Below are 23,718 nucleotides of genomic sequence, written 5' to 3' on the forward strand. Positions count from 1 at the left end.
AGCATTTTGAATTCGTGGTTTTTTATTTTGGAAATTATAACGTTATTTTTTAGGAGCTTTTTTAGCTGGCACCGGAATAACAGTTTTCTTCTTGTAAATAGGAATGAAATACGAAACAGTATAATTGAAACCAATTCCAAAACTTCCATCATAAGTCCTGTTAAATCCTGGAATATATAAATTGTCAAAACCATCTGGTTTTGTATTTGCAACCAACATTTTCAGTTGAACACCAAAACCTACAAAAACATTGTTGAATACTTTTGCTTTTACGCCCATTGCAACTTCAATCCAGCCTGCTGTAAGTCCGCTGTATTTTTGATGTTCTGTAATTGGAGGCATTTCACCCCAATACGGATTTGGATTGTAAATTTTGTAGCTGTTTAATTCTTGGCTAAAAGTACTGAATCCGCCTCGTAAACCTATTGTAATTAAGTTTTCCATATCAAGCCAGTTTTGATACAAATTGTAGTCAAAACCACCTTTTATGTAAGTTCCAGTTGCAGTCGAATTTAATCGGTCGTCGTCAGTAGTTTTGTCTTCAAAACCAAGTTCGGCGGCCAAATAATATTTTTTTGTTAATCGCCAGTCACCAACAAATTCTACGCCTTTATAATCTTTGTCATATAAACCGCGAGTCAATTTGTACAAATCAACTCCAACACGAAGTCCATAGCGATCAGTTTTAATGCTGTCGGCTTTTTTTACTTCCTGTAATGCAGGTTTTGCTGTCGTCTCGGTTTTAGATTTTTCTGTAACAATTTCTTTGTTTACTGTAGTTGTTGGTGTTTCTTGAGCATAACCCAAAAACATTGAAAACAATAAGCAAAAACTAGAAAGATATTTTAATGTGTACTTCATTTTCTAATTCTATGTTATAATCATTTACATAAATTTGGGTCATCCAAAAACCTTTTGAATCGGTGTCTTTTTTTTCAAATGGAGCAGTTCTCGGTATTCCGTCAGAAAGAGGATCAAGCTTGAAAATTGTTTTAAATCCGCAAGCCCTAGAAACATAAAGATTTTGACGGGTATAATAAAATGTTACTTGATCTGTATTTACTGCTGCCGGGTTTTCATTGCCAGAATCTAAAATGAAAGTATAGGTTGTAGAATCTGCGTCTGTCTTTAATGGAATAGATATTTTGCTGGCGTTTGTAAGCTGTTTTGCTTCGTCGGTTGCCGCATTTTCATTAAAGATAATTCCTTGGCTCATTCCTTCCCCAATTACTTTTAAATTTGTAACAGGTTTAAGTTGATTATTGGCATCATAAAATTCAATAACTAATCTGGGAGTCGTAGGCGTATTTGGATCGCAAATATCATCTTTCTCACAACTTGATAAGCCAAAAGTAAAAAGCAGTAAAACTGAAACTATTTTTTTCATTTAAAATTTATTAGCGAAGTTCTAAAAGTACAACATTTTCAACATGATGCGTTTGCGGAAACATATCCACTGGACGTACTCTGGTAACTTTGTATTTTTCGTCCATTAAAGCTAAATCACGTGCTTGTGTAGCCGAATTACAACTTACATAAACTACTTTTTTTGGAGCAATTTTCAAGATTTGATCAATTACCAATGCATGCATTCCATCTCTCGGCGGATCTGTAATGATAACATCAGGTTTGCCGTGTTGCGCAATAAAAGCTTCGTTGAAAACGACTTTCATGTCTCCAACAAAAAACTCACAATTAGTAATGTTATTGCGTTCAGCATTTGCTTTTGCGTCTAAAATGGCTTCAGGAACACTTTCAACACCAATTACTTTTTTCGCTTTTTTCGAAACAAACTGAGCAATAGTCCCAGTTCCTGTATATAAATCATACACGGTTTCGTTTCCTGTCAATCCAGCAAAATCGCGTGTAATTTTGTATAATTCGTAAGCTTGATCAGAATTTGTTTGATAGAAAGATTTAGCGTTGATGCTAAATTTCAAACCTTCCATTTCTTCCAAGATATAATCTCTTCCTTTATAAAGTTTGATATCTTGATCGTAAATGGTATCATTTTGTTTTGCATTTACCACATATTGCAATGAGGTAATCTGCGGGAATTTTTCATATAAATGATCCAAAACCAACTCACGATTTGCTTTGTCATCTTCAAAAAACTGAATCAAAACCATGATTTCGCCAGTTGAAGCGGTACGAATCATTAAAGTTCTCAATAATCCAGAATGCTCTCTTGGATTAAAAAAGACTAAATTATGCTCATTAGCAAAAGCTCTAATTTCGTTTCTGATCGCATTTGAAGGATCTTCTTGCAAATGACATTTTTGGATATCTAGAATTTTATCCCACATTTTTGGAATATGGAATCCTAATGCATTTCTGTTTCCTAGATCTTCAGTGCTTCCAATTTCTTTTTCAGTCAACCAACGGCTGTTTGAAAACGAAAACTCCATTTTGTTTCTGTAGAAAAACTGTTTTTCTGAACCTAAAATATCTTCAAATTCAGGAAGTTCAACTTTTCCAATTCGTTGTAAATGATTTTTGACTTCATTTTGTTTGTAATACAACTGTTGGCTGTATTTCATATTTTGCCATTTGCATCCGCCGCAAACTCCAAAATGATCACAGATAGGATCAATACGGTGTTTTGATAATTCATGAAATTTTACGGCTTTTCCTTCGTAATATGCTTTTCTTTTTTTGAATGTCTGTACATCAACAACATCACCAGGCACAACATTCGGAATAAAGATTACTTTTCCGTCTGGAGCTTTTGCAACTGATACTCCTTTTGCTCCTGCGTCTAATACTTCAATTTGATGAAAGACAACTTTGTCTGTATTTTTTCTTCCCATAGCGCAAAAATAAGGGTTTGAAAACTTTTATAAATTTAATTTTCAAAATATTTTATCAAATTGTGTAATTTAACACATAAATTAAGTTTAAAAGTTAACTTTGTTTTTTGGTAATTTCCCCAAATGTCGCATTTTTAACCTATAGTATTGTTGTTTTTTTATGAAGTTATATCATAATCTGTCACAAATAAGCTTCCTAAAAAAGAGCTATGTATTGAAATTTTTGTTTGTTGCCTTCATAGGAATACATATCCCTTTAATTGGTATTTTGTTCTTTGTGTTGTTTTCAGCGAACGATATTTCAGCAATTTCGATTTTGATTTTTGCCTTGGTTATGACTTTGGTAGCAACTCTTGCGACTTTATTTATTTTAAAAAAATTAATCAAGCCCATCTCAATTGCCTCAAAATCTCTCGATGATTATCGAAATAATCGAAAACTTTCTGTTTTGCCTACTGAATATAATGATGAGGCTGGATTGTTAATGCGCAATATTCAGGAATCAATTTACGAATCTGAAAGTTTTATCAACGAAAAACAAGATTTGATTTATATGCTTTCGCATGATTTGAAAAATTTTGCTGGAAATCCGCAAGGATTGGCGCGATTAATTTTAAGCGAAAATCCATCTGAGTCAGTAAAACATTTGGCAGAATTAATTTGTGAATCGACCAATTTACAATTTCGATACATCGATAACTTTATAAAGCTTTTGAAAGAGCAAGATCAGGTCGCAAATCCTAATCCTGAAGCAAGAACAGTTGTTTTTTCAAATATTGTACATTTTATTAATGAACAAGTCGAGCAAAGGCTTTTAGATAAAAACATTACAATGAATCTAAGTTTGGAAATTTCTGAAGCCGAACTTAGAATAGATGAAGGTTTGTTGATTCAAGTTTTGGTGAATTTGATTAGCAACGCTATCAAATTCTCTTTTTTTGATAGCGAGATTAAAGTTCGAATTTATAATGAAGATTCTAAATTAGCTATAACAGTGGCAGATAAAGGCGTTGGTTTCGATAAAAATCAAATTGAGGAATTATTTAAAAAATTCACCAAAATGAGCCGATTGGGAACTGCAAACGAATTGTCAACCGGAATTGGCCTTTATTTATGCAAAAAAATAATCGAACGCCACAAAGGTACCTTGACAGCCAGTAGCGAAGGAAAAAACAAAGGCGCCGAATTTAAGATTGAATTTGAGCTTTAGTTTTTTTTGGTTCTAAGGCACTAAAATGCTAAGGCGCTAAGATTGAAAATAAAACTTAGAATTTCAGTATCTCAAAAAGCAGTATTTCGTAAAAAAGTTGGTTTCCCATCAACACAACCAATTCCATCTGGCGGAACAGGAACATCGCAAGTCGAGAAAATACCCCATTTTACATTAAATGCAGCTTCTGCTTCTGTATATGATTTTACTTTAGCTAAGAAATCTATCGTATTTATTTTTTTAGAATAAAGAATGTATTTGGCTGGACCACCACAAGCTTTTGCGCCAATTGCGGTAAAATCCCAATCTTTAGAATCGGTGCAAGGCGTAGTGTTTACTTGCGAAAGTGTTACAATTTCCTGGTACATTTTTTCTAATTTCTGAGCGTCCTCTTCCTGAGAAGCATTTGAATTGGCATCGTCATTATTGCAAGAAACAAATATCAAACAAAGTACAGCTAGTATAAAACTTGATTTTTTCATGGTAAGTCATTGTTGGTTAGTTTTATATGTAGATGAGCAATATGAAGAAAGGTTGCGTGGTGGGACAAGATACTGAGGCTCTAAGATTCTAAGTTGCTAAGTTCACAATCTCAGAAACTTAGAATCTTAGAATCTTAGAGCCTCAGTATCTTAGCCTACCATAAATGGTGAACGGAAGGTTTTATGTATTTTTCATAAATCGCATTCATAGCATCGATTTTTTCAGGACTTATTTTAGGAAGATCGTAAACAGATAAATTTGATAAAACGTGATCAGCTTTTGAAGCGCCTGGAATAATACAGCTAATTTCTTCAAAATTCAAAATCCATCGCAAAGCGATCGGAGCAAGATTAGGATTTTCTGGAAATAAAGCTTTCAATTCTTCAACGGCTTTTAGTCCTAATTCATAATCGATTCCAGAGAATGTTTCGCCTTTATCAAAAGCATCTCCATTACGATTGAAATTTCGGTGATCTTGAGGTTCAAAAGTAGTTTTCGAATCAAATTTTCCGGTTAAAAGTCCGCTTGCTAGTGGAACTCTCGCAATAATTCCGATATCTTTTTTCTTTGCTTCAGAGAAAAACAATTGTGAAGGACGCTGGCGAAACAGATTAAAAATAATTTGGACCGTAGTTACATTTGAATACTCAATTGCTTTTAATGCTTCTTCGACTTTTTCTACGCTTACGCCAAGATTTAAAATTTTTCCTTGCTCTTTTAAGCGGTCAAACAATTCAAATATTTCTGGGCGATAATAAACTTCGGTAGGAGGACAGTGCAGTTGAATCAAGTCTAAAGTTTCTAAGCCCATTCTTTTTAAGCTGTCATCAACAAATTTTTGAAGCACTTTTGTTTGATATCCTTCATTTATATGCGGATTGATTTGGCGTCCGCATTTTGTAGCCACATAAATACGTTCAGAACGCGAACGTACTACACGTCCAACAGCAGTTTCGCTCAAACCATTTTCGTAAACATCGGCGCTATCGATAAAATTAACACCGTTGTCAATTGCTGTGTTTATAAGCGCATCAGCAGTTTTATCGTCAAATCCTGATCCCCATTTTCCTCCAACTTGCCAAGTTCCAAGTGAGATTTCAGAGATATTAAAGTTCGTTTTTCCTAGTTTTCTGTAGTTCATTTTTTTTAAGGTGCTAAGTTGCTAAGGTTCTGAGTTGCTAAGTTTTTTTATTTTAAGTTACTGAGATGCTTAAATTTGTAGATAAAGTATGGAAAACTTAGAGTCTTAGCAACTTAGAATCTTAGCATCTTTTTTTAATCAAATAAATCCGATGACAAATAACGATCGCCACGGTCGCAAATAACCGCTACAATAATGCCAGATTCCAATTGTTCTGCGATTTTCAAAGCAACAGCTACAGAGCCGCCACTGCTCATTCCAGCAAAAACGCCTTCTTCAAGCGCTAATCTTTTGGTCATGGCTCTGGCTTCTTCTTCACTAACATCAATTACTGTATCAACTTTAGAAGCATCAAATATTTTTGGCAAATATTCTTGAGGCCATTTGCGAATTCCCGGAATCTGTGATCCATCACTTGGCTGTGCGCCAACAATCTGAATCGCTGGATTTTTTTCTTTTAAATAAGTCGAAGTTCCAATAATAGTTCCTGTGGTTCCCATAGCCGAAACAAAATGAGTTACAGTTCCTTCTGTATCATTCCAAATTTCAGGTCCGGTTGTTTTGTAATGCGCTTTCCAGTTGTCGTCATTTGCAAATTGATTTAGCATCAAATAACCGCCTTGAGCGACTTTTTTGTCAGCATAATCTCTGGAGCCGATGATTCCTTCATCAGCAGGTGTCAAAATCACTGTTGCGCCGTAGGCACGCATGGTTTGAGTTCGTTCTTTTGTCGAATCTTCAGGTAAGACCAATTCGATTTCGATGCCAAATAACTGTGCAATCATTGCAAGTGCAATTCCAGTATTACCGCTTGTAGCTTCAATTAATTTGTCGCCTTTTTTAATTTCGCCTCTTTCTAAAGCGGCTGCAATCATGTTATATGCTGCTCTGTCTTTTACGCTTCCGCCAGGATTATTTCCTTCAAGTTTAAGCAACAGTTTTACGTTTTTATTTTTAACCAAATTGACAGTTTCCATCAATGGAGTATTTCCAATTAGGTTTAGCAATTTTTGTGGACTCATTTTATTTTTTTTCTTTTATTTTTACTTCAGTAGTAGTGGTATTTAAAACAATAGAATCTTCAGGAATCGATTTGGTGATCCAAGCATTTCCTCCCACAATACTATTTTTTCCAATAACAGTTTCACCGCCAAGAATCGTTGCATTGGCATAAATGCATACATTTTTTTCAACCGTAGGATGGCGTTTTGCGTTTTTCATGTCTTTGCTCACGCTAAGCGCGCCTAATGTGACACCTTGGTAAATTTTTACATGTTTTTCAATAACAGTCGTTTCGCCAATAACAATTCCCGTCGCGTGGTCAATAAAAAATGGCGATGCAATTTTTGCTCCGGCATGAATATCGGTTCCCGTAATTCTATGGGCATATTCGCTCATCAATCTTGAAAAAAGAAGCAAATCAAGCAAGTATAATTCGTGGCTTAATCTGTAAATGGCAATGGCATAAAAGCCCGGATAAGCCAGATAAACTTCATCGATGCTGTTTGATGCCGGATCATTTTCTAGGATATATGCAGCATCCTGATTTAGTTTTTCTAAAACGGCAGGAAGTTTTTCAAGAAACTTGTCCCAAATAGACTCGCATAAATTTTCTGGTTTTTTGCAAGCCAAAACAGCAATTTCTTTAAAACGAATTTCAAGATCATTGATGCTTTCGTCTAAAGCCGCATTCGAATCAAATAGAGTGTAAAAAAGCTTTTCGGTAAAGTCTTCTGTTTTAGTTTTAATACCGTAGTTTATGTTAGAATGGCTCTTTAAGGCCTTTATATTTTGTATGATACTTTCTTTTGTCACAATTGTAAAATTGAGTGGATAATTTTGAAACGTTAAAAGTAAGGTGTTTTTTGTAAATAAGGGCATGAATTAACTAAAGAAATTTTGCATTGCCGCTTGTATTTGTGATATTAAAAAGATTGCCAAATCATGAATTTAGATGTAAGTCTTAAGAAGTTAATTGCTTAAATTAGCTTTATAAAATTTACAAAATGAAAAATAATTCAACTTTTAAAAGCGCAATTTCGGGTATTGAATTTTCGGAAAGCGAGAAAATCTGCGGAAAAACGATTCACGATCCTATCTTAAGCCTTATTACAAAAGATCATCCTTCGTTTTGTGATGATGACTGTATCTCGGTACATGAATTGAATGAATACCGTCAAAAGTATATTACGAATTATTTGTCAAGAGAAATAGGAATGCTTTCGGATCTTGAAAAAAACGTTATTTCTTCATTAAAAGAAGATAAATCGATCGTAAGTATTGTTGAAGATGAAGAAGAAACGCGAAATCTTGGACAAAAAGTGGCCGATCACGTAGCCGATTTTGGCGGAAGCTGGACTTTTATCATTTCGTTTGTTTTTTTTATAGTGATCTGGATCGGCTCCAATGTTTTTATTTTAATGAACAAAGGTTTTGATCCGTATCCGTTTATTCTGCTCAATTTGATTTTGTCTTGCATTGCGGCTTTGCAAGCTCCGGTCATTATGATGAGCCAAAATCGTCAAGAAGAAAAAGACAGAAATCGCGCTAAAAAAGATTTTATGATCAACCTAAAATCGGAATTGGAGATCAGAATGATTCATGATAAAATTGATCATTTGATTATGCATCAGCAACAAGAATTAATCGAAATTCAAAAAGTTCAAATCGAAATGATGGATGATATTTTGAATCAGATTAAAAAATAATCCCGAGGTGTCGGGACAAAAATTAAAAGTAAAAATGCTTGAGATAATAACCGAAAATAACAAAAATGAGGTTGATGAATGCAAAATTCCAAACTGCTTTTTTGTATTTTTTTGATTTATCGAAAAAGTGAAATATCAGAAAACCGAAAAATAAAAGCGTCGAATAAAGTGCCGGATACATTTTGAAAGCGCCTAAAAAATCACCTTGAAAAAGTAAGAATAAGGCACGCTGAAAACCACACCCTAAACAGTCAAATCCGAAGAGCATTTTGAAGACGCAAGGAACCATGTAATTTTCGAAATTCATGCGAGGTGTTTTTGCAATTTTACAAAAAAATATTGGATAGGATTTTAGAATAAGCAAACTGCTATTTTAAAGTTTTATACTTTTGAAATCTTATTATATCAGAAAAAATGAAAGCCTTTAAAATTTTAATAATGATTCTCGCAATTGGAGTAGCACTTTATGAGCAAGTATCCGAGGAGAAAAATATCTACATCATGATTGTTGCAATTGTAGTTTTCATGTATGGAATGATGCAACTGAGTGCAAAAACGCCAAGTAAAAATCAAGATAAAGACGAAGACAATGTTGAGTAAAGGAGACAAGGTTTCGGTTTTAGACGAAGCGATAAACGGAACGGTGGTTTCGGTTAAAAACAACGAAGTTTTGATTGAAACTGAGGATGGTTTTATGATGACATTTTTTGTCAATGAATTGCTTAAAATTCAAGAAACCAGTAATTTAATGAATTCTATTAAAAGAATTGATTTAGATGAAATCAAAAAAGAAAAAACAGAGCCAAAACCACGCAGTTTTGTCAAAGAAAAGAAAGATAAACGCGATGTTGCCGTTCCAGAATTTGATCTGCACATCGAAAAATTAGTTCCAAATAAGCGTGGCATGTCGAATTATGATATTTTGACTTTGCAGACCGAAACGGCAAAAAGACACATCGAATTTGCAATCAAAAACAGGATTCCAAAAATTGTTTTTATTCACGGCGTTGGAGAAGGAATTCTAAAAGCCGAACTTGATTTTTTATTAGGACGTTATGACGGAATAGATTTTCAAGATGCCAATTATCAAAAATATGGACTTGGAGCAACCGAAGTTTATTTTAGGCAAAACAATAAATAATCTTTTTTTTGTGCTTTAAAATTGCTGTTTTCAAAGCATAAAAAAACATCCGTTTTTCGATCTGATTCTGTTGTGAAATCAGTTTGAAAAACGGATGTTTTTTTGTAAGAATTTGAAAAGCTTTTTTGTTTAGTTTTTAAGATTCGAATTTATGGTACAACAGTAGTTACTGTTCCTAAAACAAATTCGGTTGCAAGTTTAAAAGTATTGTTGCCTTTTTTCAAGCTAGCGTTTCTTAAAACAACTTTGTGCTTGTAAACGTTATTGCTATGCGTAGTGGTTACTTCTATAATTCCACTCACATTTGCGATTCCTGTAATACCTGTCCAAGTATCTTTTACAGTTGGATTTGCAGGTACTGTATTAGTGCAATAATAGTCTCTTGTGGTTTCCGGTAAATTACTGTTATAAGTTCTGTAATAGACATTGTTTGAAATGACTGCAGGAGTTCCTCCAGAATTTAAATTGATCAAACTTTTTCTCGGTTGCCCAATTGGAGTATCTTCCGGTTTAATTAAATTTTTATCTAGATTTTCAATCACCAATGAGTTTGACAAATTATTGTTGTAAACTTTATTCTGTACGTCACAATATTTTGCAACTTCGTCTGTAAAAGCTACCACAACAGGAGTTACGGTAGTTTTAAAATCTCCAAAAACAAAATTATCTTGAACTTGAGTTGGCCCAGGTTTTGAATATGTAATTCCATTGAAGGTGATATTATGATTGTAGGCCTCAATTTCTGTATGTCCGTCCGTTGGAGGTGGAGTTTTGTAAACTGCTGTGGTAACAATTTCTATTTCCCCGCCAATTGCATACCATTCTTGATTGATGTTTGGTGTAGCAGGCGGTATGGCATCACAAATGTTTGATTTTGATATTGCTCCGTCATAGGTTCTATAAAAAAAACGATATTGGCTATTATCAAGGGTGTAAGTTAAGGTATCAGGTTGAGTTGCAAGTTTGTTTTCAGGCATTTGTAATATTATAGCTTCCTGAGGTTTTAGCTTGTAAATTAACGTGTTAGCGGCATCGCAGCTTGTTGCTGTTATATCTTTAAAATCAATCGTTTCTACCGTTAAATCACCATCATCGCAACCATTTAGTAAAAGCGCAAATAATAGAAGGCTTGCATATTTTTTCATCGTAATTTTATTTGGGTCAAAAATAGTGAAAAATTTGGCAAATGATATTGAAGATTGGACAATTGATATTTCATAACTTTGCAGCAATGAAAAAAGTATATCTAGACAACGCCTCTACAAGTGCCATGCGACCTGAAGTGATTCGGGAAATGACAAAAGTTATGACAGAAGATTTTGGTAATCCATCATCTACGCATAGTTTTGGACGAAATGGAAAAACCATTTTGGAACTTTCTAGAAAAAGCATTGCCAAGCATTTAAATTGTGCTGCTCAGGAAATTATTTTTATTTCAGGCGGTACCGAGGCTGATAACTGGATTTTGCGCTCTGCTGTTGAAGATTTAAAAGTCGAGCGAATCATTACTTCAAAAATTGAACATCACGCCGTTTTATATGCTGTTTTGGCATTAGAATCGGATTACGGAATTCAGGTTGATTACGTAAATGTCAATCCAGACGGAAGTATCGATTTGACGCATTTGTCTAATTTGCTTTCCGAAGATAAAAAGACACTAGTGAGTTTGATGCATGTAAATAATGAAACAGGAACAATTTTGGATATTGAAAGGGTTGGAGTTATTTGCAAACAATATAATGCATTATTTCATTCAGATACCGTTCAGTCTGTAGGAAAAACGGAGATTGATCTTCAAAAAATCCAAGTTGATTTTATCGTAGCAAGCGCACATAAATTTCATGGGCCAAAAGGAATTGGATTTGCATTCGTGAGAAGAAATTCGGGTTTGCAACCCTTGATTTTTGGTGGCGAACAAGAAAAAGGCTTGCGCGCCGGAACCGAAGCCGTTCATCAAATTGCAGGAATGGCAAAAGCATTATCGCTTTCGTATGAAAATCTCGACCAAGAACGAGCTTATATTTCGGGTTTGAAATCGTACTTAATTGAACAGTTAGAAATTCATTTTCCCGGTTTCAGAATTAATGGGAAAAAAGAGGATTTCTACAATATCATCAACATCATTTTGCCTTTTTCTTCAGATAAAACTTCGATGCTTTTGTTTAGTCTCGACATGAAAGGAATTGCGGTTTCTAGAGGAAGCGCCTGTCAATCAGGAAGCATTAAACCTTCGCATGTTTTAAAAGAAATGCTTTCGGAAATGGATTTAAAATTACCAAATCTCCGAATTTCATTCAGCCACTATAATACAAAAGAAGATATTGATTGGCTTATTGAAAGCCTTAAGGTGGTTTAAAACAAGTTTCAAGTTTCAGGTTTCAAGTTCTGTATAAAACCTGAAACTTGAAACTTGAAACCTAAAACGAAAAAAAACTACTTACGAATCACTTTAACTTGTGAATCGTTCGTCAATTTTATGATGGTAGATGATTTTCCGTTGATTTTATCTTGATTCAGTTTCACGACATAATCAACGCCATTAACTATTTCTGGACTGATATCTTTAAAAGCAATTGGAGTAGGTTGTCCTGAAATGTTGGCAGAAGTAGAAACTAAAGGTTTTTTCATTCTTTCCATCAATTTAAAGCAGAAAGGCTCTTTTACCAAACGAACGCCTAATGATTTATCTGCAGCAATAATATTTGGAGCAACATTTCTTGCATCATCCAAAATTAAAGTTGTCGGTTTGTCTGATAAATCCCAGATTTGCCAAGCCACTTCAGGAATGTTTTTAAAAACATTGTATATCATTTTTTCACCGTTCATCAAAACAATCATACTTTGAGTTTCGGCACGTTGTTTTAGTTTGTAAATTTTTGCAACAGCTTCAGCGTTAGTTGCGTCACAACCAATTCCCCAAACAGTATCTGTTGGGTATAAAATGATGCCACCTTCTTTAATGACTTCGTAAGCGTTGATTATTTCTTCGTTCATTGTAGAATTGAATGTAATTTTATTGCAAAAATAATATTTCTTCTTCGTATAAAATTTAAAAATATTTCCAATAATCAAGTTTTTGTAATTTATAAGATTATTTTTGTTGCTTAAGTCAAAATATCCAAAAGAAAAATATAAGTCAAATTGTATTCTTTGAAGTACAGATTTAATCTTAAAATACCACATGTCTCAAAAATTAGTAAAAGTAATTATTCCTGTTTATAAGGAATATTTTGGTGAACTTGAAGAAAAATCATTTCTGCAGTGTTGTAAAGTCTTAAAAGACTATGAAATTGTAATTGTGCATCCGGAAGGATTAAATCATTCTTATCTTACAAATAAGTTTGAAACTATTTCAGCCAAAAGCTTTCCAAAAAAATATTTCCAATCTATAGATGGATATAATGAATTGTTGTTGTCTCCATTATTTTATGAAAGCTTTTTGGATTCTGAATATATTTTGATTTATCAATTAGATGCTTTCGTTTTTAAGGATGATTTGGTAAAATGGTGCGAAAAAGGGTATGACTATATTGGTGCACCTTGGCTTGCAACACCTGAAGATACTTTGTTTTTGAAATATTATCATAAAATGGTGCGAAAGCTATCTAAGAAAAAGCAAGAAAGACATCAGATATTTTATAAGTCAGGAAACGGCGGTTTCTCGTTACGAAAAGTGGCTTCACATTTTGTAATTGCAAAAAAATACCAGCAATTTATTTCTGATTTCTTAAAAGAGGAAAAAAAGAAAATCTATGCCATAGAAGATGTATTTTGGTCGTTAAAGGCTCCTGAATTTGAAAGAAATTTTAAAATTCCAGACTATAAAGAAGCTATTTATTTCGCATTGGACCGAAAACCAAATATTGGCATGAAACTTACAAATAACGAACTTCCTTTTGGCTGTCATGGAATTAATAAGCCAAAAGTGATTGATTTTTGGAAACCAATTATTGATAAATATTAAAAAGTATATTTTTATAAAATCATAGTAATTCTTTTGCATGACATAATAGTCAGGATTTTGTTTTACTACTCTAAAAGCGTTTTCTTGCAAGCCTGTTTTTAATATCTTCTTTTGTTGCTACAGTCTGTTATTACTGTTGAAATTCTATTTTCTTAATCCATTATTTCTTTTTTGATTTCATTCGTTTCGGTAAAAAAATATGAAACGGATTTGTTGTGTCTTTTACTTGCTAAAGCCAATTGATTTTCGAATTTGTTTACTCCAAATTTCATCTGAAGCAGATTAACATGGCTGGAAAATTTTAGGCAGTTATTTAATTTTTTTTAAATAAAAAAAATAAGAAAAAACTTTCTTTTTAATTGTTATTATAAAGTTTTTTCTTATTTATATTTATATGTTTGTACTTTTTAAAATGTATCTTATGAAAGTATTGCATATATCAGGAGCAAAGGCATGGGGCGGAAATGAACAACAATTAGTTTATTGCATTCCGCAATTAAATAAATTAGAAATTGAAAATGTAGTTTTCGGAATTAAAGATACTGTGTTAGAAAAACTTTGTTTAGAAAATAATATTTCATTTATTCCCACTAAAAACAGAAAGCTTGTAAAATTTTCAAATTATAAGCAGTTTAAAGAATTGGTAAAAGATATTAAACCTGATTTAATTCATCTTCATACCAGTAATTCTTTGACCTTTTATGTTTTAAGTAATTTACTTTTAAGGCTAAATATAAAAGTTGTTTTCTCAAAAAAAGCAATTAGCGCAAGCAGCAGTTTTATTAGCAAGTTCAAATACAATTCAAAAGTAATTGATGCTGTTTTTTGTGTTTCAAATGCAGTTAAAAACAACTTTGCACAAGTTCTTTCTCCTTCAAATAATGAAAAATTAATGGTTGTTCCAGATTGTGTTTCTTTGGAAATTTTAGATAAAAAGGCCAATATCAATTTAAGGGAAAAATATAATATTGACGAAAGCAAATTTTTAATTGGAAACATTGCAAACCATACAGAAGCAAAAGATTTAGAAACGTTTGTAAATGCAGCAGACTATTTAGTAAATGTATTGAATAGAAAAGATCTTGTTTTTTTTCAGATTGGAGATTTTACAAAACGGACAGATGCGTATTTAAAGCTTGTTGCAGAAAAAAAACTCCAAGATTACGTTATTTTTACTGATACGATTGAAGATGCGTGCGTTTTAAATAAAGAATTTGATGTTTTTTTGATGACATCTCAAAGAGAAGGAGGGCCAACGTCTGTTCTGGAAGCAATGCTGATGGGCGTTCCAGTTGTTTCAACAAATATAGGTATTGTTCCTGAGGTTATTATTAACGGCGAAAATGGTTTTATTTGTCCAATTAAAGATTTTAAAAGTTTAGGAGATAATGTCAATTTACTTTTGAATGATGAAAATTTGCGGGGAAGTTTTGCTGAAAAGGGTAAAATTGCTGTTGAAAAAGGATTTATAGCTCCCGTCATTGCTAGAAAAACAGCCGAAGCTTATACAATAGTGATCAATTCATAAATATTCTAAATCGTCACATAAACTTTTTTGTTAATAAAAAAATCAAAAGATATTCTTACTTTTATATAAGATTTCCATGTTTCTCGACAGTTTTTTGAAAATCAATATGAAATTAAACGGTTTGAGTTGAATAACGACTAGTGCCAAATTTAAAATCATGTTTTTTTATTTTTAGATTAAACCTTTTTTCTTTTTTGATATCTAAGATTAAAACATATTTTTTCGATTTAATTTGCTTTGAAGTAATATAAAGGCAAAATATCCGTTTTCCATTTGGAAAACACTTATTTTTTTAAAGAGATTATGTGTTTTTTGAAAATTAAAAACAAACAAAAAAACAAATTACGACAAACTACTCGGTTTATTGTCATTTAATGAATATGAAAAAGCATATCCATTGGAAGTATTATATTCTATGTGTATTTTTGCCGTCTATAAAAAATCATAAATGAATTTTAGAGTAAACCCCGTTTTTTTAAACGCTATCTCATCTATTCTTGGTGTTACTAGAGATTTCAATGTGTCTGGAACTATTTTTGGTAACGGACAACGTAATATTATTAAGTTATTTGATCTTGATGGTAAAACAATTAATATTAAATCATTTAAGGTTCCTAATTTAATAAATAAAGTCGTTTATAGATTTTTTAGAAAATCAAAAGCAGAGCGCTCTTATGAATACGCTACCATTTTGTTGAGTAAGGGAATTGGAACTCCAGAGCCAATTGCATTTGTTGAAAATTTTAACGCATTGGGCTTGAAAGACAGTTATTACGTAAGTGAGCATTTGGTAACAGAATTGACTTATAGAGAACTGATTCTAATTCCTGATTATCCAGATGGAGACAATATTTTAAGGCAGTTTACCAGATTTTCTTTTGATCTGCATGAAAAAGGAATTGAATTTTTAGATCATTCACCTGGAAATACTTTGATAAAAAAGGTTGCAGACAATAAATATGAATTCTTTTTAGTCGATTTAAATCGAATGGATTTTCATGAAACCATGAGTTTTGAGCAAAGAATGCATAATTTAAGACGTTTGACGCCTGAAAAGGATATGATTGCTGTAATGAGCAATGAATATGCTAAGCTTTATCCTAGCAAAACAGAAGCTGAGATTTTTGAAAGAATGTGGAGCGAAACGTGTGAATTCCAAGAGAAATTTGCGAGAAAGCAAAGACTTAAAAAGAAATTAAAATTCTGGAAAAAATAATAAGATCTGTCTTTGCTTCTTGAAATTAGTGATGATTACAAATTCTCGCTTAAAAAATAAGAGATTTGATCTTTGAAAAAATCAGGAGTAAACTGTGTATATAGTTGAAGGGAATTTTGTTTTACTTCCTTGTCTCCCAATTCGCTAAATAATTCTGGTTTAAAGTCATTTAAGTGTACAGAAATATTTTGTTTTCCATCCTCAAAAGTTGCCCAGTCATTTTTGTCAACGTGAGGAGAAAAGATAGTGAAAGAAGGTTTGTTTAACGCTTTTGCCATATTTATTGCGCCTCCGTCGTTTCCTATAATAACATCACATAAATCCATTATAGCAATAAACGAGCTTAAATTGCCAGCTAGCAAGTCAAAATGTATTTTTTTCTGAGTTGTGGCTGAACACAAATCATAAATTTTCTGTGCATCTTCGATCTGGCTCGGAAAGTAATTGAATAGAATTTCTACATCATTATTTTGGCTAACATATTCAACTACTTCAGCCATATATTCTAAAGGATATGTCTTATTTTTTTCACTTCCTAAAAGACTAACCATTACAATTTTTTTGTTTCTGTCTACATTATTCTTTTGGAATAAAGCCAATGCCTCTTCGTTTTCTTTAGGATCAACGTATAATTTTGGATATGGATTAATTGAATTTTCGTTCAGTTTCAATGGTTGCAATAATAAAAGTCTATTATCGATCGCCTGACCGTATTTTGTTTTGGTTTCTTTTGGCAATCGATGAAGATTATGATTGTAAAACAACGAAGAATACCATTTGTAATAAGATATTTTTGTGCTTGCACCAGAAAATAAGGTGATTAAATTGGTTTCTAATTTTCCGTAAACATCTATAAGAACATCGTATTTTTTGGCTCTGATCTCAAAAAAGAACTTAAATAACGAAGGATATGATTTGCGGATTTCATTTGGAAGCAATAATATCGAATCAATATTTGGATTGCCAAGCAAAACATCTTTGCAATTAGGATAACACATCAAATCTATTGTAGCGTCTGGGTGTGCTTGTTTTAAACTATTGCAAAGGATAGAACTTAGCAAAACGTCTCCAATTCTTTTTTGCTGTATTACTAATATTTTCATTTTAAATTGTTTTGAGTATTTTAAATTAAGGCTTTTTTTAAATGTATTGAACAAATCAATCCATATTACGATATAACAGCCATAGGATAAAATAACGCTTTAATATGGAAAAAGCATATATATAAGCCAAAATAAATCCTTCGCGACCATTAAGGAAGCCTAATTTTAGAAAAAATTGATTTATAAAAATGAAAAATGGTTTTATGAAAAAATGATAAATAGTAGGTCTTTTGTTTTTCTTAAACAAAACCAAAGCTTCTTCTTTTCGAACTATGTTTACCCTGTTGCTAAAATCATCGAAATTTTTATAAGCAAAAGATTCTATTTTGTTTTTGAAGCGTTTTGGCCTTTTAAAAAAGCTGTTATATGCGACTTCACTAAAAGAGTATCTCGTTTTGTCAAAAAGCAAGAGTTTCTTTCTTGTTAAAAATACGCCATATTTTATTGTTTTTCCAAAGAAAAACAAGGTTTGTCCCGAAAAATAGGATGCTTCAGTTTTTGGTTTGGAAATTTCAGAACTCATTTCGTTTATAAGTTCCTCAGAAAGATGATCGGTACAATTAAGTAATACTACCCAATTGTTTTTTGCAGTTTCAATTGCCAATTTTATGCAATCAGCTTTGAACTTGTCGTTTTGCGAAATAACAGTTGCGCCCAATTCTTTAGCAATTTCAACACTTTTATCCGTGCTGTTATTGTCAATTAGAATGATCTCATTGGCAAATGATAAATTGTCGAAATGTTTTTTTATGTAGGTCTCGTCATTGTAACAAAGCGAGATGATGCTTATTTTTTCTGCCAACACGATTTCTGATTTTTTCGCCAAAAATAATGTTAAAAACCATAACTTTGCCGAAAATTAATTAAAATGTCTAAATTATCAATTTTAATGTATCACAATGTCTGTCAATCTTCTTCAGATTGTAATAAATTGACAGTTTCGGTACAAAATTTAGAAAGACAATTTCAATATTTAAGTGACAATAATTATAAGACATTTCATTTTTCTGAATTAGAAAAAATGAAAACGATTCCGCAAAAAAGTATTATCCTAACTTTTGACGATGTCACTGAAAATCAGTTAATTTTTGCTTTGCCTTTATTGAAAAAATACAACTTAAAAGCCAGTTTCTTTATTCCTTTTAAATACATAGGAAAAACAGATTCGTGGAATAAGGATACGGGAGAACCTGAACAAAAAATTATGTCTGTCGAGCAATTAAAAGAATTGCCAAATGATATCATTGAACTTGGTTATCATTCATACGGACATAATAAATATGACACGTTGAGCACATCAGAAATCGAAGACGATTTTTTAAAATGCGAGGAGGAAATCAAAAAGCATAATCTTAACGTATTTCCCGCACTTGCATATCCGTACGGGAATTACCAAAAAGAAGGTGCCGAAAATGCAAATTTCAAAATAGTACTTAAAGAAAATAAGATGAAATTTGGATTAAAAATAGGAAATAGGCCCAATTCATTTCCGTTTAAAGATAATTACGAAATTAAACGTATTGATATTAAGGGATTTGATAGCCTAATGGTTTTTAAATTGAAAATACGATTTGGAAAATTAAAATTATTCTAAATCCTTCTCAAGCAATACCATTTTTGCATATCTAGAAAAAACACCATACGCATCAATTGAAGCAGCTGCTAATCCAGGAACTCCATCAAGATAAACTCTTTTTACGAAGTAAGTATGGAAAAATCGGTAAAAAGGTTTAAAGAATAATAGAAAAAGAGTTGCTTTTTTCCCTTTTTGATGTGACATTTTTGCCTGAAACCATGCATATCTATCTTTTTTGTATATAAAATTAAATAGGCCTTTATAGGTATAATGTATCATGTAGTTTTTTAATACAGGCGGTTTTGATTTTACAACTAATTTTTCATGCACTTCATTTTCAAAACGAAGATTTTCATTTTTCATCAAACGCGTTACCTTATCTGTGTAATGAAATAAAAAGCGGTCCATAAAAAAGTGAGGAAACCAGATTCTGTAGGCATCAGCTTTATTTGAATGAATGCTCTCTAAAATTTCATCTCTAAGTTCAGGTGTAACTCTTTCGTCGGCATCAAGAAAAAGAATCCATTCACCTTTTGCAGATTCAATGGCATGATTTCTTTGATTCGAATAATTGTCGAATTTTCTAAAAAGAAGCTCAGCACCAAGGTCTATAACAATTTCAGCAGTTGCATCAGTACTATGAGAATCTAAAACAATTATTTCATCAGCAAATGCTACAGATTTTATTGCATCACTAATATGGGATTCCTCATTATAAGTTAATATAATGACAGATAATTTTTTATTTTTAGACATAAAAAGGCAGTTTTAAATCTTATAAAATTTGTGCAATAGTATAATTTTTTTTTCTGATAATGCAAAAAAAAATCCAAATTCCAATTATTACATTGGAATTTGGATTTTTAAATTGATTTTTATTAAATCTACACCACAACGTCGTATTCGCGAAGCGCATTATTTAGAGAAGTTTTTAAATCTGTAGATGGTTTACGTGTACCAATAATCAATGCACATGGAACTTGGAATTCTCCAGCAGCAAATTTCTTAGTGTAGCTTCCTGGAATTACAACAGAACGTGCAGGAACAAAACCTTTCATTTCAACCGGCTCATCACCTGTAACGTCAATAATTTTTGTTGAAGCAGTCAAACAAACGTTAGCACCAAGAACCGCTTCTTTACCAACGTGAACTCCTTCTACAACAATACAACGAGAACCAATAAAGGCACCATCTTCAATAATTACTGGAGCAGCTTGCAATGGCTCAAGAACACCGCCAATACCAACACCGCCACTCAAGTGTACGTTTTTACCAATTTGTGCACAGCTTCCAACAGTCGCCCATGTATCAACCATAGTTCCTTCGTCAACATAAGCACCAATGTTTACATAACTTGGCATCAAGATAACACCGCTAGAAATGTATGCTCCGTAACGCGCAACTGCATTTGGAACTACACGAATTCCTTTTTCAGCATATCCTCTTTTTAGCAACATTTTGTCGTGGTATTCAAAAATACCAGACTCCCATGTTTCCATTTTTTGAATTGGGAAATACATTACAACCGCTTTCTTAACCCATTCGTTTACTTGCCAGCTGTCACCAACAGGTTCAGCAACACGTAATTTTCCTGCATCTACTAATTCGATAACTTCTCTTATAGCATCAGTTGTAGCAGTTTCTTGTAATAAAGCTCTGTTTTCCCAAGCTTGTTCAATTATAGTCTGTAAAGAATTCATAAGTTTTAATTTTTGGCAAAGATAACGTATTTGTGGAAAAGCGGAAAAGTAAAACCTTTTGAAAGTGTTACGTGTGTAACATTTTGTTTTGAATTTGATAAATAAAATAATTCCAATATGAATCTGTAACTTTTTAAATACCTCTAAAAGTTTTTTTTATATCAAAATATGACAAAAATCAGATTTTGCTTTTTTTCTTCAAGCTACTTTCGCGCCGTTAATTTCAATGAAACAATTGGAATTGATACAAACCATTCCAAAACAAATTATATAAGCACTACATTATGAATCAGGAAAATCAGCTTCAAGGCAAAATTGCAATAATCGATAAAGAAGTTACTTGGGACAAGACGCAAGTAATTATGAGTAAAACAAATGCGTTTGGTATTATTGAATATGCTAATGAAGTATTTGTTGATGTTTCAGGTTACGAGGATTATGAATTGATGGGACAGCCTCATAATATTATACGTCATCCAGATATGCCAAAGGTTATTTTTAAAGTGCTTTGGGAGAATCTGAAACAAGGGAAAAATTTTCACGCAATAGTAAAAAACTTAGCAAAATCAGGGAGATATTACTGGGTTATTACAGATTTTGAAATTGCAAAAGATGAAAATGGCGTAATTGTCAATTATTTTGGAAGACGACAAGCTGTTCCTCATGAGGTGATTTCGTTGCATATCGAACCATTATATAAAAAGCTTTTGCAGATTGAAGCAGCGAGCGGAGTTGAATTCAGTGAAAAATATTTAATTGGATTTTTAGAGGAAAAAAAGAGATCATACGTAGAATATATTAAGGAGTTGATTCTCGAGCATGAAAAATCTCAATCTAAATTTGTACAATACGAACAGCAGGCAGAAGACGAAGAAGAGGAGGAAAGAGGCTTTTTTAGAAGACTTTTTAATAGATAAATTTGAATTTTTTTAGGTTTTGAATATTTTGGACGAATCCGCTTTGAAGTTTTTTAAAGTGGATTTTTTTGTTTTCAATTTTTTAAACGTAGACAAGAAAACGTTGTTAGTACGCATTTTGAAAAGCTAAAACTAAAATGATTATCTTTGAAAAAAATATAAAATGCCAAGAATTCTCTCCATAGACTACGGACAAAAACGCACAGGAATTGCAGTTACAGACGAAATGCAAATTATTGCATCGGGTTTGACTACAATCCCGACACATACTTTGATTGATTTTTTAAAAGATTATTTTGCCAAAGAAAAAGTCGAAGCGGTTTTAATTGGGGAGCCAAAACAAATGAACGGCCAACCCTCAGAAAGTGCTTCTATTATAAAAGGTTTTGTAACTCATTTTTCAAATATTTTTCCAGACATGAAAGTGGTTCGCGTTGATGAGCGTTTTACTTCAAAAATGGCATTTCAAACCATGATCGACAGCGGTCTTAGCAAAAAACAGCGCCAAAATAAAGGACTGATCGATGAAATTTCTGCAACGATTATGCTACAAGACTATCTTTCTTCTAATCGATTTTAAGTTTCCGGCTTAAAAATTTCACTTTATTTAGAAAAAAATATGATTTCCTAACTTTTATCATGCAAAATTTAGTTTTTTTTTGCGATTGAAAAAAGTACCTTTGCATTTTTAAAAACAAATACTGTTATGCCTGACAATACAATACGTTCCAATAGTGATGTAGTGCTTATTGGAGCTGGAATTATGAGTGCAACTCTTGGATTAATTTTGAAAGAGCTGCAACCGGATATTAAAATTGAAATTTACGAAAGATTAGATGTTGCTGCAGCTGAAAGCTCTGATGCTTGGAATAATGCAGGAACTGGACACTCTGCTTTTTGTGAATTAAATTATACACCAGAAAAGGCGGACGGAAGTATTGATCCTAAAAAAGCAATCAGTATAGCAGAATCTTTTGAAATTTCACGCCAGTTTTGGTCTTACTTAGTGAAGGAAAATAAAGTTCCTTCACCAGAAAATTTCATAAGAAGTGTTCCTCACATGAGTTTTGTTTGGGGCGATAAAAACGTTGAATACTTAAAAACGAGATTCGCAGCTTTACAAAGCAATCCAATTTTTTCTGAAATGAAATTCAGTACTGATTTTGAGCAGCTGAAAAAATGGATGCCATTAGTGATGGAAGGCAGGGAAGATAACCAAAAATTGGCGGCTACATACATGGAAATTGGTACCGATGTTAATTTCGGAGCTTTGACCAGAAGCATGTTCAATTATCTTGAAAAATTAGATGGTGTAAGTTTGTTTTTTAATCACGAGGTTAAAAAATTAAGACAGCGCGAAGATAAATCTTGGAGAATCAAAATCACAGATCTTTCAACTGGACAAAAACGCAAAGCTTATACGAGTTTTGTATTTATTGGAGCAGGAGGAGGTTCATTGCCATTATTAGAAAAAGCCGACGTTCCAGAAGGAAAAGGATATGGAGGATTTCCAGTAAGTGGCCAGTGGTTGAAATGTACAAATCCAGAAGTTATTGCAAAACACCAAGCTAAAGTTTACGGAAAAGCTAGCGTTGGAGCCCCTCCAATGTCAGTACCGCATATTGATACCCGTGTAATTGATGGCGAAAAAGCATTGCTTTTTGGTCCATTTGCAGGTTTTTCAACTCGTTTTTTGAAAAATGGTTCTTATTTAGATTTGCCTTTGTCCATCAAGTCAAACAATTTAATTCCGATGTTAGCAGCAGGATATCACAATATTCCGTTGACAAAATATTTAATTGAGCAAGTGCGTCAGTCTCCAAAAGACAGAATGAAAGCGCTTCGTGAATATTTGCCTTCTGCACGTTCTAAAGATTGGAAACTTGAAAAAGCAGGTCAACGTGTTCAAGTAATCAAAAAAGATGAAAAAGAGGGTGGAGTTTTAGAATTTGGTACTGAGGTAATAAATACACACGACGGAACTCTTGCGGTTTTATTAGGTGCTTCTCCTGGAGCGTCAACTGCAGTAGCGATTATGGTAGATCTTGTAAGTAGATGTTTTACAAACCAGATTAAAACGCCAGAATGGGAAGCTAAATTGAAAAAAATGATTCCTTCTTACGGTCAAACTTTAAATGACAAACCAGAGCTTTTGGCTCAACTTAGAAAAGAAACTTCAGAAGTTTTAAAGCTTAATTAAGCCTAAAGTAGATATAAAAAA

26 protein-coding genes are annotated in these 23,718 nt (G+C 32.6%); 12 read left to right on the forward strand and 14 right to left on the reverse strand.

Annotation, left to right across the window (positions count from 1 at the left end):
• Positions 1-42: 42 nt before the first annotated feature.
• From SCB73_RS14230 to rlmD, 3 genes are read right to left on the reverse strand one after another with little or no spacing between them, the layout of a single operon-like run.
• Positions 43-861, reverse strand: a complete 819-nt coding sequence (locus SCB73_RS14230) for a DUF6048 family protein (protein WP_320566876.1) — start codon at positions 859-861, stop codon at positions 43-45.
• On the reverse strand, positions 833-1,387 hold the full coding sequence (locus SCB73_RS14235; RefSeq protein ID WP_320566877.1) for a DUF6452 family protein: 555 nt from the start codon (positions 1,385-1,387) through the stop codon (positions 833-835). Before SCB73_RS14235 ends, SCB73_RS14230 begins: the two co-directional genes overlap by 29 nt.
• A 10-nt stretch (positions 1,388-1,397) precedes the next feature.
• Positions 1,398-2,810 carry a 23S rRNA (uracil(1939)-C(5))-methyltransferase RlmD gene (gene rlmD / locus SCB73_RS14240; protein WP_320566878.1) on the reverse strand — a complete coding sequence of 471 codons (1,413 nt, stop codon included), beginning with the start codon at positions 2,808-2,810 and terminating at the stop codon, positions 1,398-1,400.
• A 214-nt stretch (positions 2,811-3,024) separates the two neighbouring features.
• Between rlmD and SCB73_RS14245 the strand changes: the two genes are divergently transcribed.
• Complete coding sequence (locus tag SCB73_RS14245) at positions 3,025-4,020, forward strand: sensor histidine kinase (RefSeq protein WP_320566879.1); 996 nt, start codon at positions 3,025-3,027, stop codon at positions 4,018-4,020.
• A gap of 71 nt (positions 4,021-4,091) precedes the next feature.
• Here SCB73_RS14245 and SCB73_RS14250 read toward each other — a convergent pair whose 3' ends face one another.
• From SCB73_RS14250 to epsC, 4 genes are all read right to left on the reverse strand, one after another.
• Complete coding sequence (locus SCB73_RS14250) at positions 4,092-4,502, reverse strand: hypothetical protein (RefSeq protein WP_320566880.1); 411 nt, start codon at positions 4,500-4,502, stop codon at positions 4,092-4,094.
• A 155-nt stretch (positions 4,503-4,657) separates the two neighbouring features.
• Positions 4,658-5,644: an aldo/keto reductase gene (locus SCB73_RS14255; RefSeq protein ID WP_320566881.1), complete on the reverse strand. Its 987-nt coding sequence runs from the start codon at positions 5,642-5,644 to the stop codon at positions 4,658-4,660.
• Between the two features lie 134 nt (positions 5,645-5,778).
• Positions 5,779-6,666, reverse strand: coding sequence for a cysteine synthase CysM (cysM, locus tag SCB73_RS14260; protein ID WP_320566882.1), 888 nt, complete (start codon positions 6,664-6,666; stop codon positions 5,779-5,781).
• Between the two features lies 1 nt (position 6,667).
• Positions 6,668-7,459 carry a serine O-acetyltransferase EpsC gene (gene epsC, locus SCB73_RS14265; RefSeq protein WP_320566883.1) on the reverse strand — a complete coding sequence of 264 codons (792 nt, stop codon included), beginning with the start codon at positions 7,457-7,459 and terminating at the stop codon, positions 6,668-6,670.
• A 191-nt stretch (positions 7,460-7,650) separates the two neighbouring features.
• On the opposite strand from epsC, the gene SCB73_RS14270 reads away from it, so the two are divergent.
• Positions 7,651-8,352, forward strand: coding sequence for a DUF1003 domain-containing protein (locus SCB73_RS14270; RefSeq protein WP_320566884.1), 702 nt, complete (start codon positions 7,651-7,653; stop codon positions 8,350-8,352).
• Between the two features lie 22 nt (positions 8,353-8,374).
• Here the strand turns inward: SCB73_RS14270 and SCB73_RS14275 are convergent, their stop codons facing one another.
• A complete protein-coding gene (locus SCB73_RS14275) occupies positions 8,375-8,659 on the reverse strand; it encodes a DUF2752 domain-containing protein (RefSeq protein WP_320566885.1) in 285 nt (94 codons plus the stop codon).
• Positions 8,660-8,766: 107 nt separating this feature from the next.
• Between SCB73_RS14275 and SCB73_RS14280 the strand changes: the two genes are divergently transcribed.
• Together SCB73_RS14280 and SCB73_RS14285 are read left to right on the forward strand one after the other, a co-directional pair.
• Entirely contained in the window at positions 8,767-8,952 is a 186-nt protein-coding gene (locus SCB73_RS14280; RefSeq protein WP_132990199.1) for a hypothetical protein, read from the forward strand.
• Entirely contained in the window at positions 8,942-9,493 is a 552-nt protein-coding gene (locus tag SCB73_RS14285) for a Smr/MutS family protein (RefSeq protein WP_320566886.1), read from the forward strand. The genes SCB73_RS14280 and SCB73_RS14285 overlap by 11 nt, the downstream gene beginning before the upstream one ends.
• A 149-nt stretch (positions 9,494-9,642) precedes the next feature.
• Here SCB73_RS14285 and SCB73_RS14290 read toward each other — a convergent pair whose 3' ends face one another.
• Positions 9,643-10,638, reverse strand: a complete 996-nt coding sequence (locus SCB73_RS14290; protein WP_320566887.1) for a hypothetical protein — start codon at positions 10,636-10,638, stop codon at positions 9,643-9,645.
• A gap of 86 nt (positions 10,639-10,724) precedes the next feature.
• Here SCB73_RS14290 and SCB73_RS14295 point away from each other — a divergent pair, with 86 nt between their 5' ends.
• Positions 10,725-11,849 (forward strand): cysteine desulfurase family protein, encoded by a 1,125-nt coding sequence (locus SCB73_RS14295; RefSeq protein WP_320566888.1) that lies wholly within the window; start codon positions 10,725-10,727, stop codon positions 11,847-11,849.
• Between the two features lie 77 nt (positions 11,850-11,926).
• Here the strand turns inward: SCB73_RS14295 and SCB73_RS14300 are convergent, their stop codons facing one another.
• Positions 11,927-12,487 carry an L-threonylcarbamoyladenylate synthase gene (locus SCB73_RS14300; RefSeq protein ID WP_320566889.1) on the reverse strand — a complete coding sequence of 187 codons (561 nt, stop codon included), beginning with the start codon at positions 12,485-12,487 and terminating at the stop codon, positions 11,927-11,929.
• 187 nt (positions 12,488-12,674) lie between these two features.
• Here SCB73_RS14300 and SCB73_RS14305 point away from each other — a divergent pair, with 187 nt between their 5' ends.
• The 3 genes from SCB73_RS14305 to SCB73_RS14315 all read left to right on the forward strand — a co-directional run bounded on the left by SCB73_RS14305 (position 12,675) and on the right by SCB73_RS14315 (position 16,201).
• On the forward strand, positions 12,675-13,457 hold the full coding sequence (locus SCB73_RS14305) for a DUF5672 family protein (RefSeq protein ID WP_320566890.1): 783 nt from the start codon (positions 12,675-12,677) through the stop codon (positions 13,455-13,457).
• 421 nt (positions 13,458-13,878) lie between these two features.
• Positions 13,879-14,985, forward strand: a complete 1,107-nt coding sequence (locus SCB73_RS14310; RefSeq protein ID WP_320566891.1) for a glycosyltransferase family 4 protein — start codon at positions 13,879-13,881, stop codon at positions 14,983-14,985.
• A gap of 448 nt (positions 14,986-15,433) precedes the next feature.
• A complete protein-coding gene (locus tag SCB73_RS14315; protein ID WP_320566892.1) occupies positions 15,434-16,201 on the forward strand; it encodes a Kdo domain containing protein in 768 nt (255 codons plus the stop codon).
• Positions 16,202-16,236: 35 nt separating this feature from the next.
• Here SCB73_RS14315 and SCB73_RS14320 read toward each other — a convergent pair whose 3' ends face one another.
• Both SCB73_RS14320 and SCB73_RS14325 read right to left on the reverse strand, forming a co-directional pair.
• A complete protein-coding gene (locus SCB73_RS14320) occupies positions 16,237-17,304 on the reverse strand; it encodes a glycosyltransferase family 9 protein (RefSeq protein WP_320566893.1) in 1,068 nt (355 codons plus the stop codon).
• A 55-nt stretch (positions 17,305-17,359) separates the two neighbouring features.
• Positions 17,360-18,130 carry a glycosyltransferase gene (locus SCB73_RS14325; protein WP_320566894.1) on the reverse strand — a complete coding sequence of 257 codons (771 nt, stop codon included), beginning with the start codon at positions 18,128-18,130 and terminating at the stop codon, positions 17,360-17,362.
• Positions 18,131-18,172: 42 nt separating this feature from the next.
• On the opposite strand from SCB73_RS14325, the gene SCB73_RS14330 reads away from it, so the two are divergent.
• Positions 18,173-18,898, forward strand: coding sequence for a polysaccharide deacetylase family protein (locus SCB73_RS14330; protein WP_320566895.1), 726 nt, complete (start codon positions 18,173-18,175; stop codon positions 18,896-18,898).
• Here the strand turns inward: SCB73_RS14330 and SCB73_RS14335 are convergent.
• Together SCB73_RS14335 and SCB73_RS14340 are read right to left on the reverse strand one after the other, a co-directional pair.
• The gene (locus SCB73_RS14335) at positions 18,890-19,636 is read right to left on the reverse strand and encodes a glycosyltransferase family 2 protein (protein ID WP_320566896.1); all 747 of its coding nucleotides are present in this window, start codon (positions 19,634-19,636) and stop codon (positions 18,890-18,892) included. The genes SCB73_RS14330 and SCB73_RS14335 overlap by 9 nt on opposite strands.
• Positions 19,637-19,764: 128 nt before the next feature.
• Entirely contained in the window at positions 19,765-20,580 is an 816-nt protein-coding gene (locus SCB73_RS14340; RefSeq protein ID WP_320566897.1) for a 2,3,4,5-tetrahydropyridine-2,6-dicarboxylate N-succinyltransferase, read from the reverse strand.
• A gap of 284 nt (positions 20,581-20,864) precedes the next feature.
• Between SCB73_RS14340 and SCB73_RS14345 the strand changes: the two genes are divergently transcribed.
• From SCB73_RS14345 to SCB73_RS14355, 3 genes are all read left to right on the forward strand, one after another.
• Complete coding sequence (locus SCB73_RS14345; RefSeq protein ID WP_320566898.1) at positions 20,865-21,497, forward strand: PAS domain-containing protein; 633 nt, start codon at positions 20,865-20,867, stop codon at positions 21,495-21,497.
• Between the two features lie 163 nt (positions 21,498-21,660).
• The gene (gene ruvX / locus SCB73_RS14350; protein WP_320566899.1) at positions 21,661-22,077 is read left to right on the forward strand and encodes a Holliday junction resolvase RuvX; all 417 of its coding nucleotides are present in this window, start codon (positions 21,661-21,663) and stop codon (positions 22,075-22,077) included.
• A gap of 126 nt (positions 22,078-22,203) precedes the next feature.
• On the forward strand, positions 22,204-23,697 hold the full coding sequence (locus SCB73_RS14355; protein ID WP_320566900.1) for a malate:quinone oxidoreductase: 1,494 nt from the start codon (positions 22,204-22,206) through the stop codon (positions 23,695-23,697).
• Positions 23,698-23,718 lie beyond the last annotated feature (21 nt).

The organism is Flavobacterium sp. KACC 22761, from assembly GCF_034058155.1.
Classification (GTDB): Bacteria; Bacteroidota; Bacteroidia; order Flavobacteriales; family Flavobacteriaceae; genus Flavobacterium.

Bases quoted from the DNA above. Each gene is read 5' to 3' on its own strand.
- SCB73_RS14230 (WP_320566876.1), bottom strand. From the start codon at position 861: ATGAAGTACACATTAAAATATCTTTCTAGTTTTTGCTTATTGTTTTCA.
- SCB73_RS14235 (WP_320566877.1), bottom strand. From the start codon at position 1,387: ATGAAAAAAATAGTTTCAGTTTTACTGCTTTTTACTTTTGGCTTATCA.
- rlmD (WP_320566878.1), bottom strand. From the start codon at position 2,810: ATGGGAAGAAAAAATACAGACAAAGTTGTCTTTCATCAAATTGAAGTA.
- SCB73_RS14250 (WP_320566880.1), bottom strand. From the start codon at position 4,502: ATGAAAAAATCAAGTTTTATACTAGCTGTACTTTGTTTGATATTTGTT.
- SCB73_RS14255 (WP_320566881.1), bottom strand. From the start codon at position 5,644: ATGAACTACAGAAAACTAGGAAAAACGAACTTTAATATCTCTGAAATC.
- cysM (WP_320566882.1), bottom strand. From the start codon at position 6,666: ATGAGTCCACAAAAATTGCTAAACCTAATTGGAAATACTCCATTGATG.
- SCB73_RS14270 (WP_320566884.1), top strand. From the start codon at position 7,651: ATGAAAAATAATTCAACTTTTAAAAGCGCAATTTCGGGTATTGAATTT.
- SCB73_RS14275 (WP_320566885.1), bottom strand. From the start codon at position 8,659: ATGAATTTCGAAAATTACATGGTTCCTTGCGTCTTCAAAATGCTCTTC.
- SCB73_RS14280 (WP_132990199.1), top strand. From the start codon at position 8,767: ATGAAAGCCTTTAAAATTTTAATAATGATTCTCGCAATTGGAGTAGCA.
- SCB73_RS14285 (WP_320566886.1), top strand. From the start codon at position 8,942: ATGTTGAGTAAAGGAGACAAGGTTTCGGTTTTAGACGAAGCGATAAAC.
- SCB73_RS14290 (WP_320566887.1), bottom strand. From the start codon at position 10,638: ATGAAAAAATATGCAAGCCTTCTATTATTTGCGCTTTTACTAAATGGT.
- SCB73_RS14295 (WP_320566888.1), top strand. From the start codon at position 10,725: ATGAAAAAAGTATATCTAGACAACGCCTCTACAAGTGCCATGCGACCT.
- SCB73_RS14300 (WP_320566889.1), bottom strand. From the start codon at position 12,487: ATGAACGAAGAAATAATCAACGCTTACGAAGTCATTAAAGAAGGTGGC.
- SCB73_RS14305 (WP_320566890.1), top strand. From the start codon at position 12,675: ATGTCTCAAAAATTAGTAAAAGTAATTATTCCTGTTTATAAGGAATAT.
- SCB73_RS14310 (WP_320566891.1), top strand. From the start codon at position 13,879: ATGAAAGTATTGCATATATCAGGAGCAAAGGCATGGGGCGGAAATGAA.
- SCB73_RS14315 (WP_320566892.1), top strand. From the start codon at position 15,434: ATGAATTTTAGAGTAAACCCCGTTTTTTTAAACGCTATCTCATCTATT.
- SCB73_RS14320 (WP_320566893.1), bottom strand. From the start codon at position 17,304: ATGAAAATATTAGTAATACAGCAAAAAAGAATTGGAGACGTTTTGCTA.
- SCB73_RS14330 (WP_320566895.1), top strand. From the start codon at position 18,173: ATGTCTAAATTATCAATTTTAATGTATCACAATGTCTGTCAATCTTCT.
- SCB73_RS14335 (WP_320566896.1), bottom strand. From the start codon at position 19,636: ATGTCTAAAAATAAAAAATTATCTGTCATTATATTAACTTATAATGAG.
- SCB73_RS14340 (WP_320566897.1), bottom strand. From the start codon at position 20,580: ATGAATTCTTTACAGACTATAATTGAACAAGCTTGGGAAAACAGAGCT.
- SCB73_RS14345 (WP_320566898.1), top strand. From the start codon at position 20,865: ATGAATCAGGAAAATCAGCTTCAAGGCAAAATTGCAATAATCGATAAA.
- ruvX (WP_320566899.1), top strand. From the start codon at position 21,661: ATGCCAAGAATTCTCTCCATAGACTACGGACAAAAACGCACAGGAATT.
- SCB73_RS14355 (WP_320566900.1), top strand. From the start codon at position 22,204: ATGCCTGACAATACAATACGTTCCAATAGTGATGTAGTGCTTATTGGA.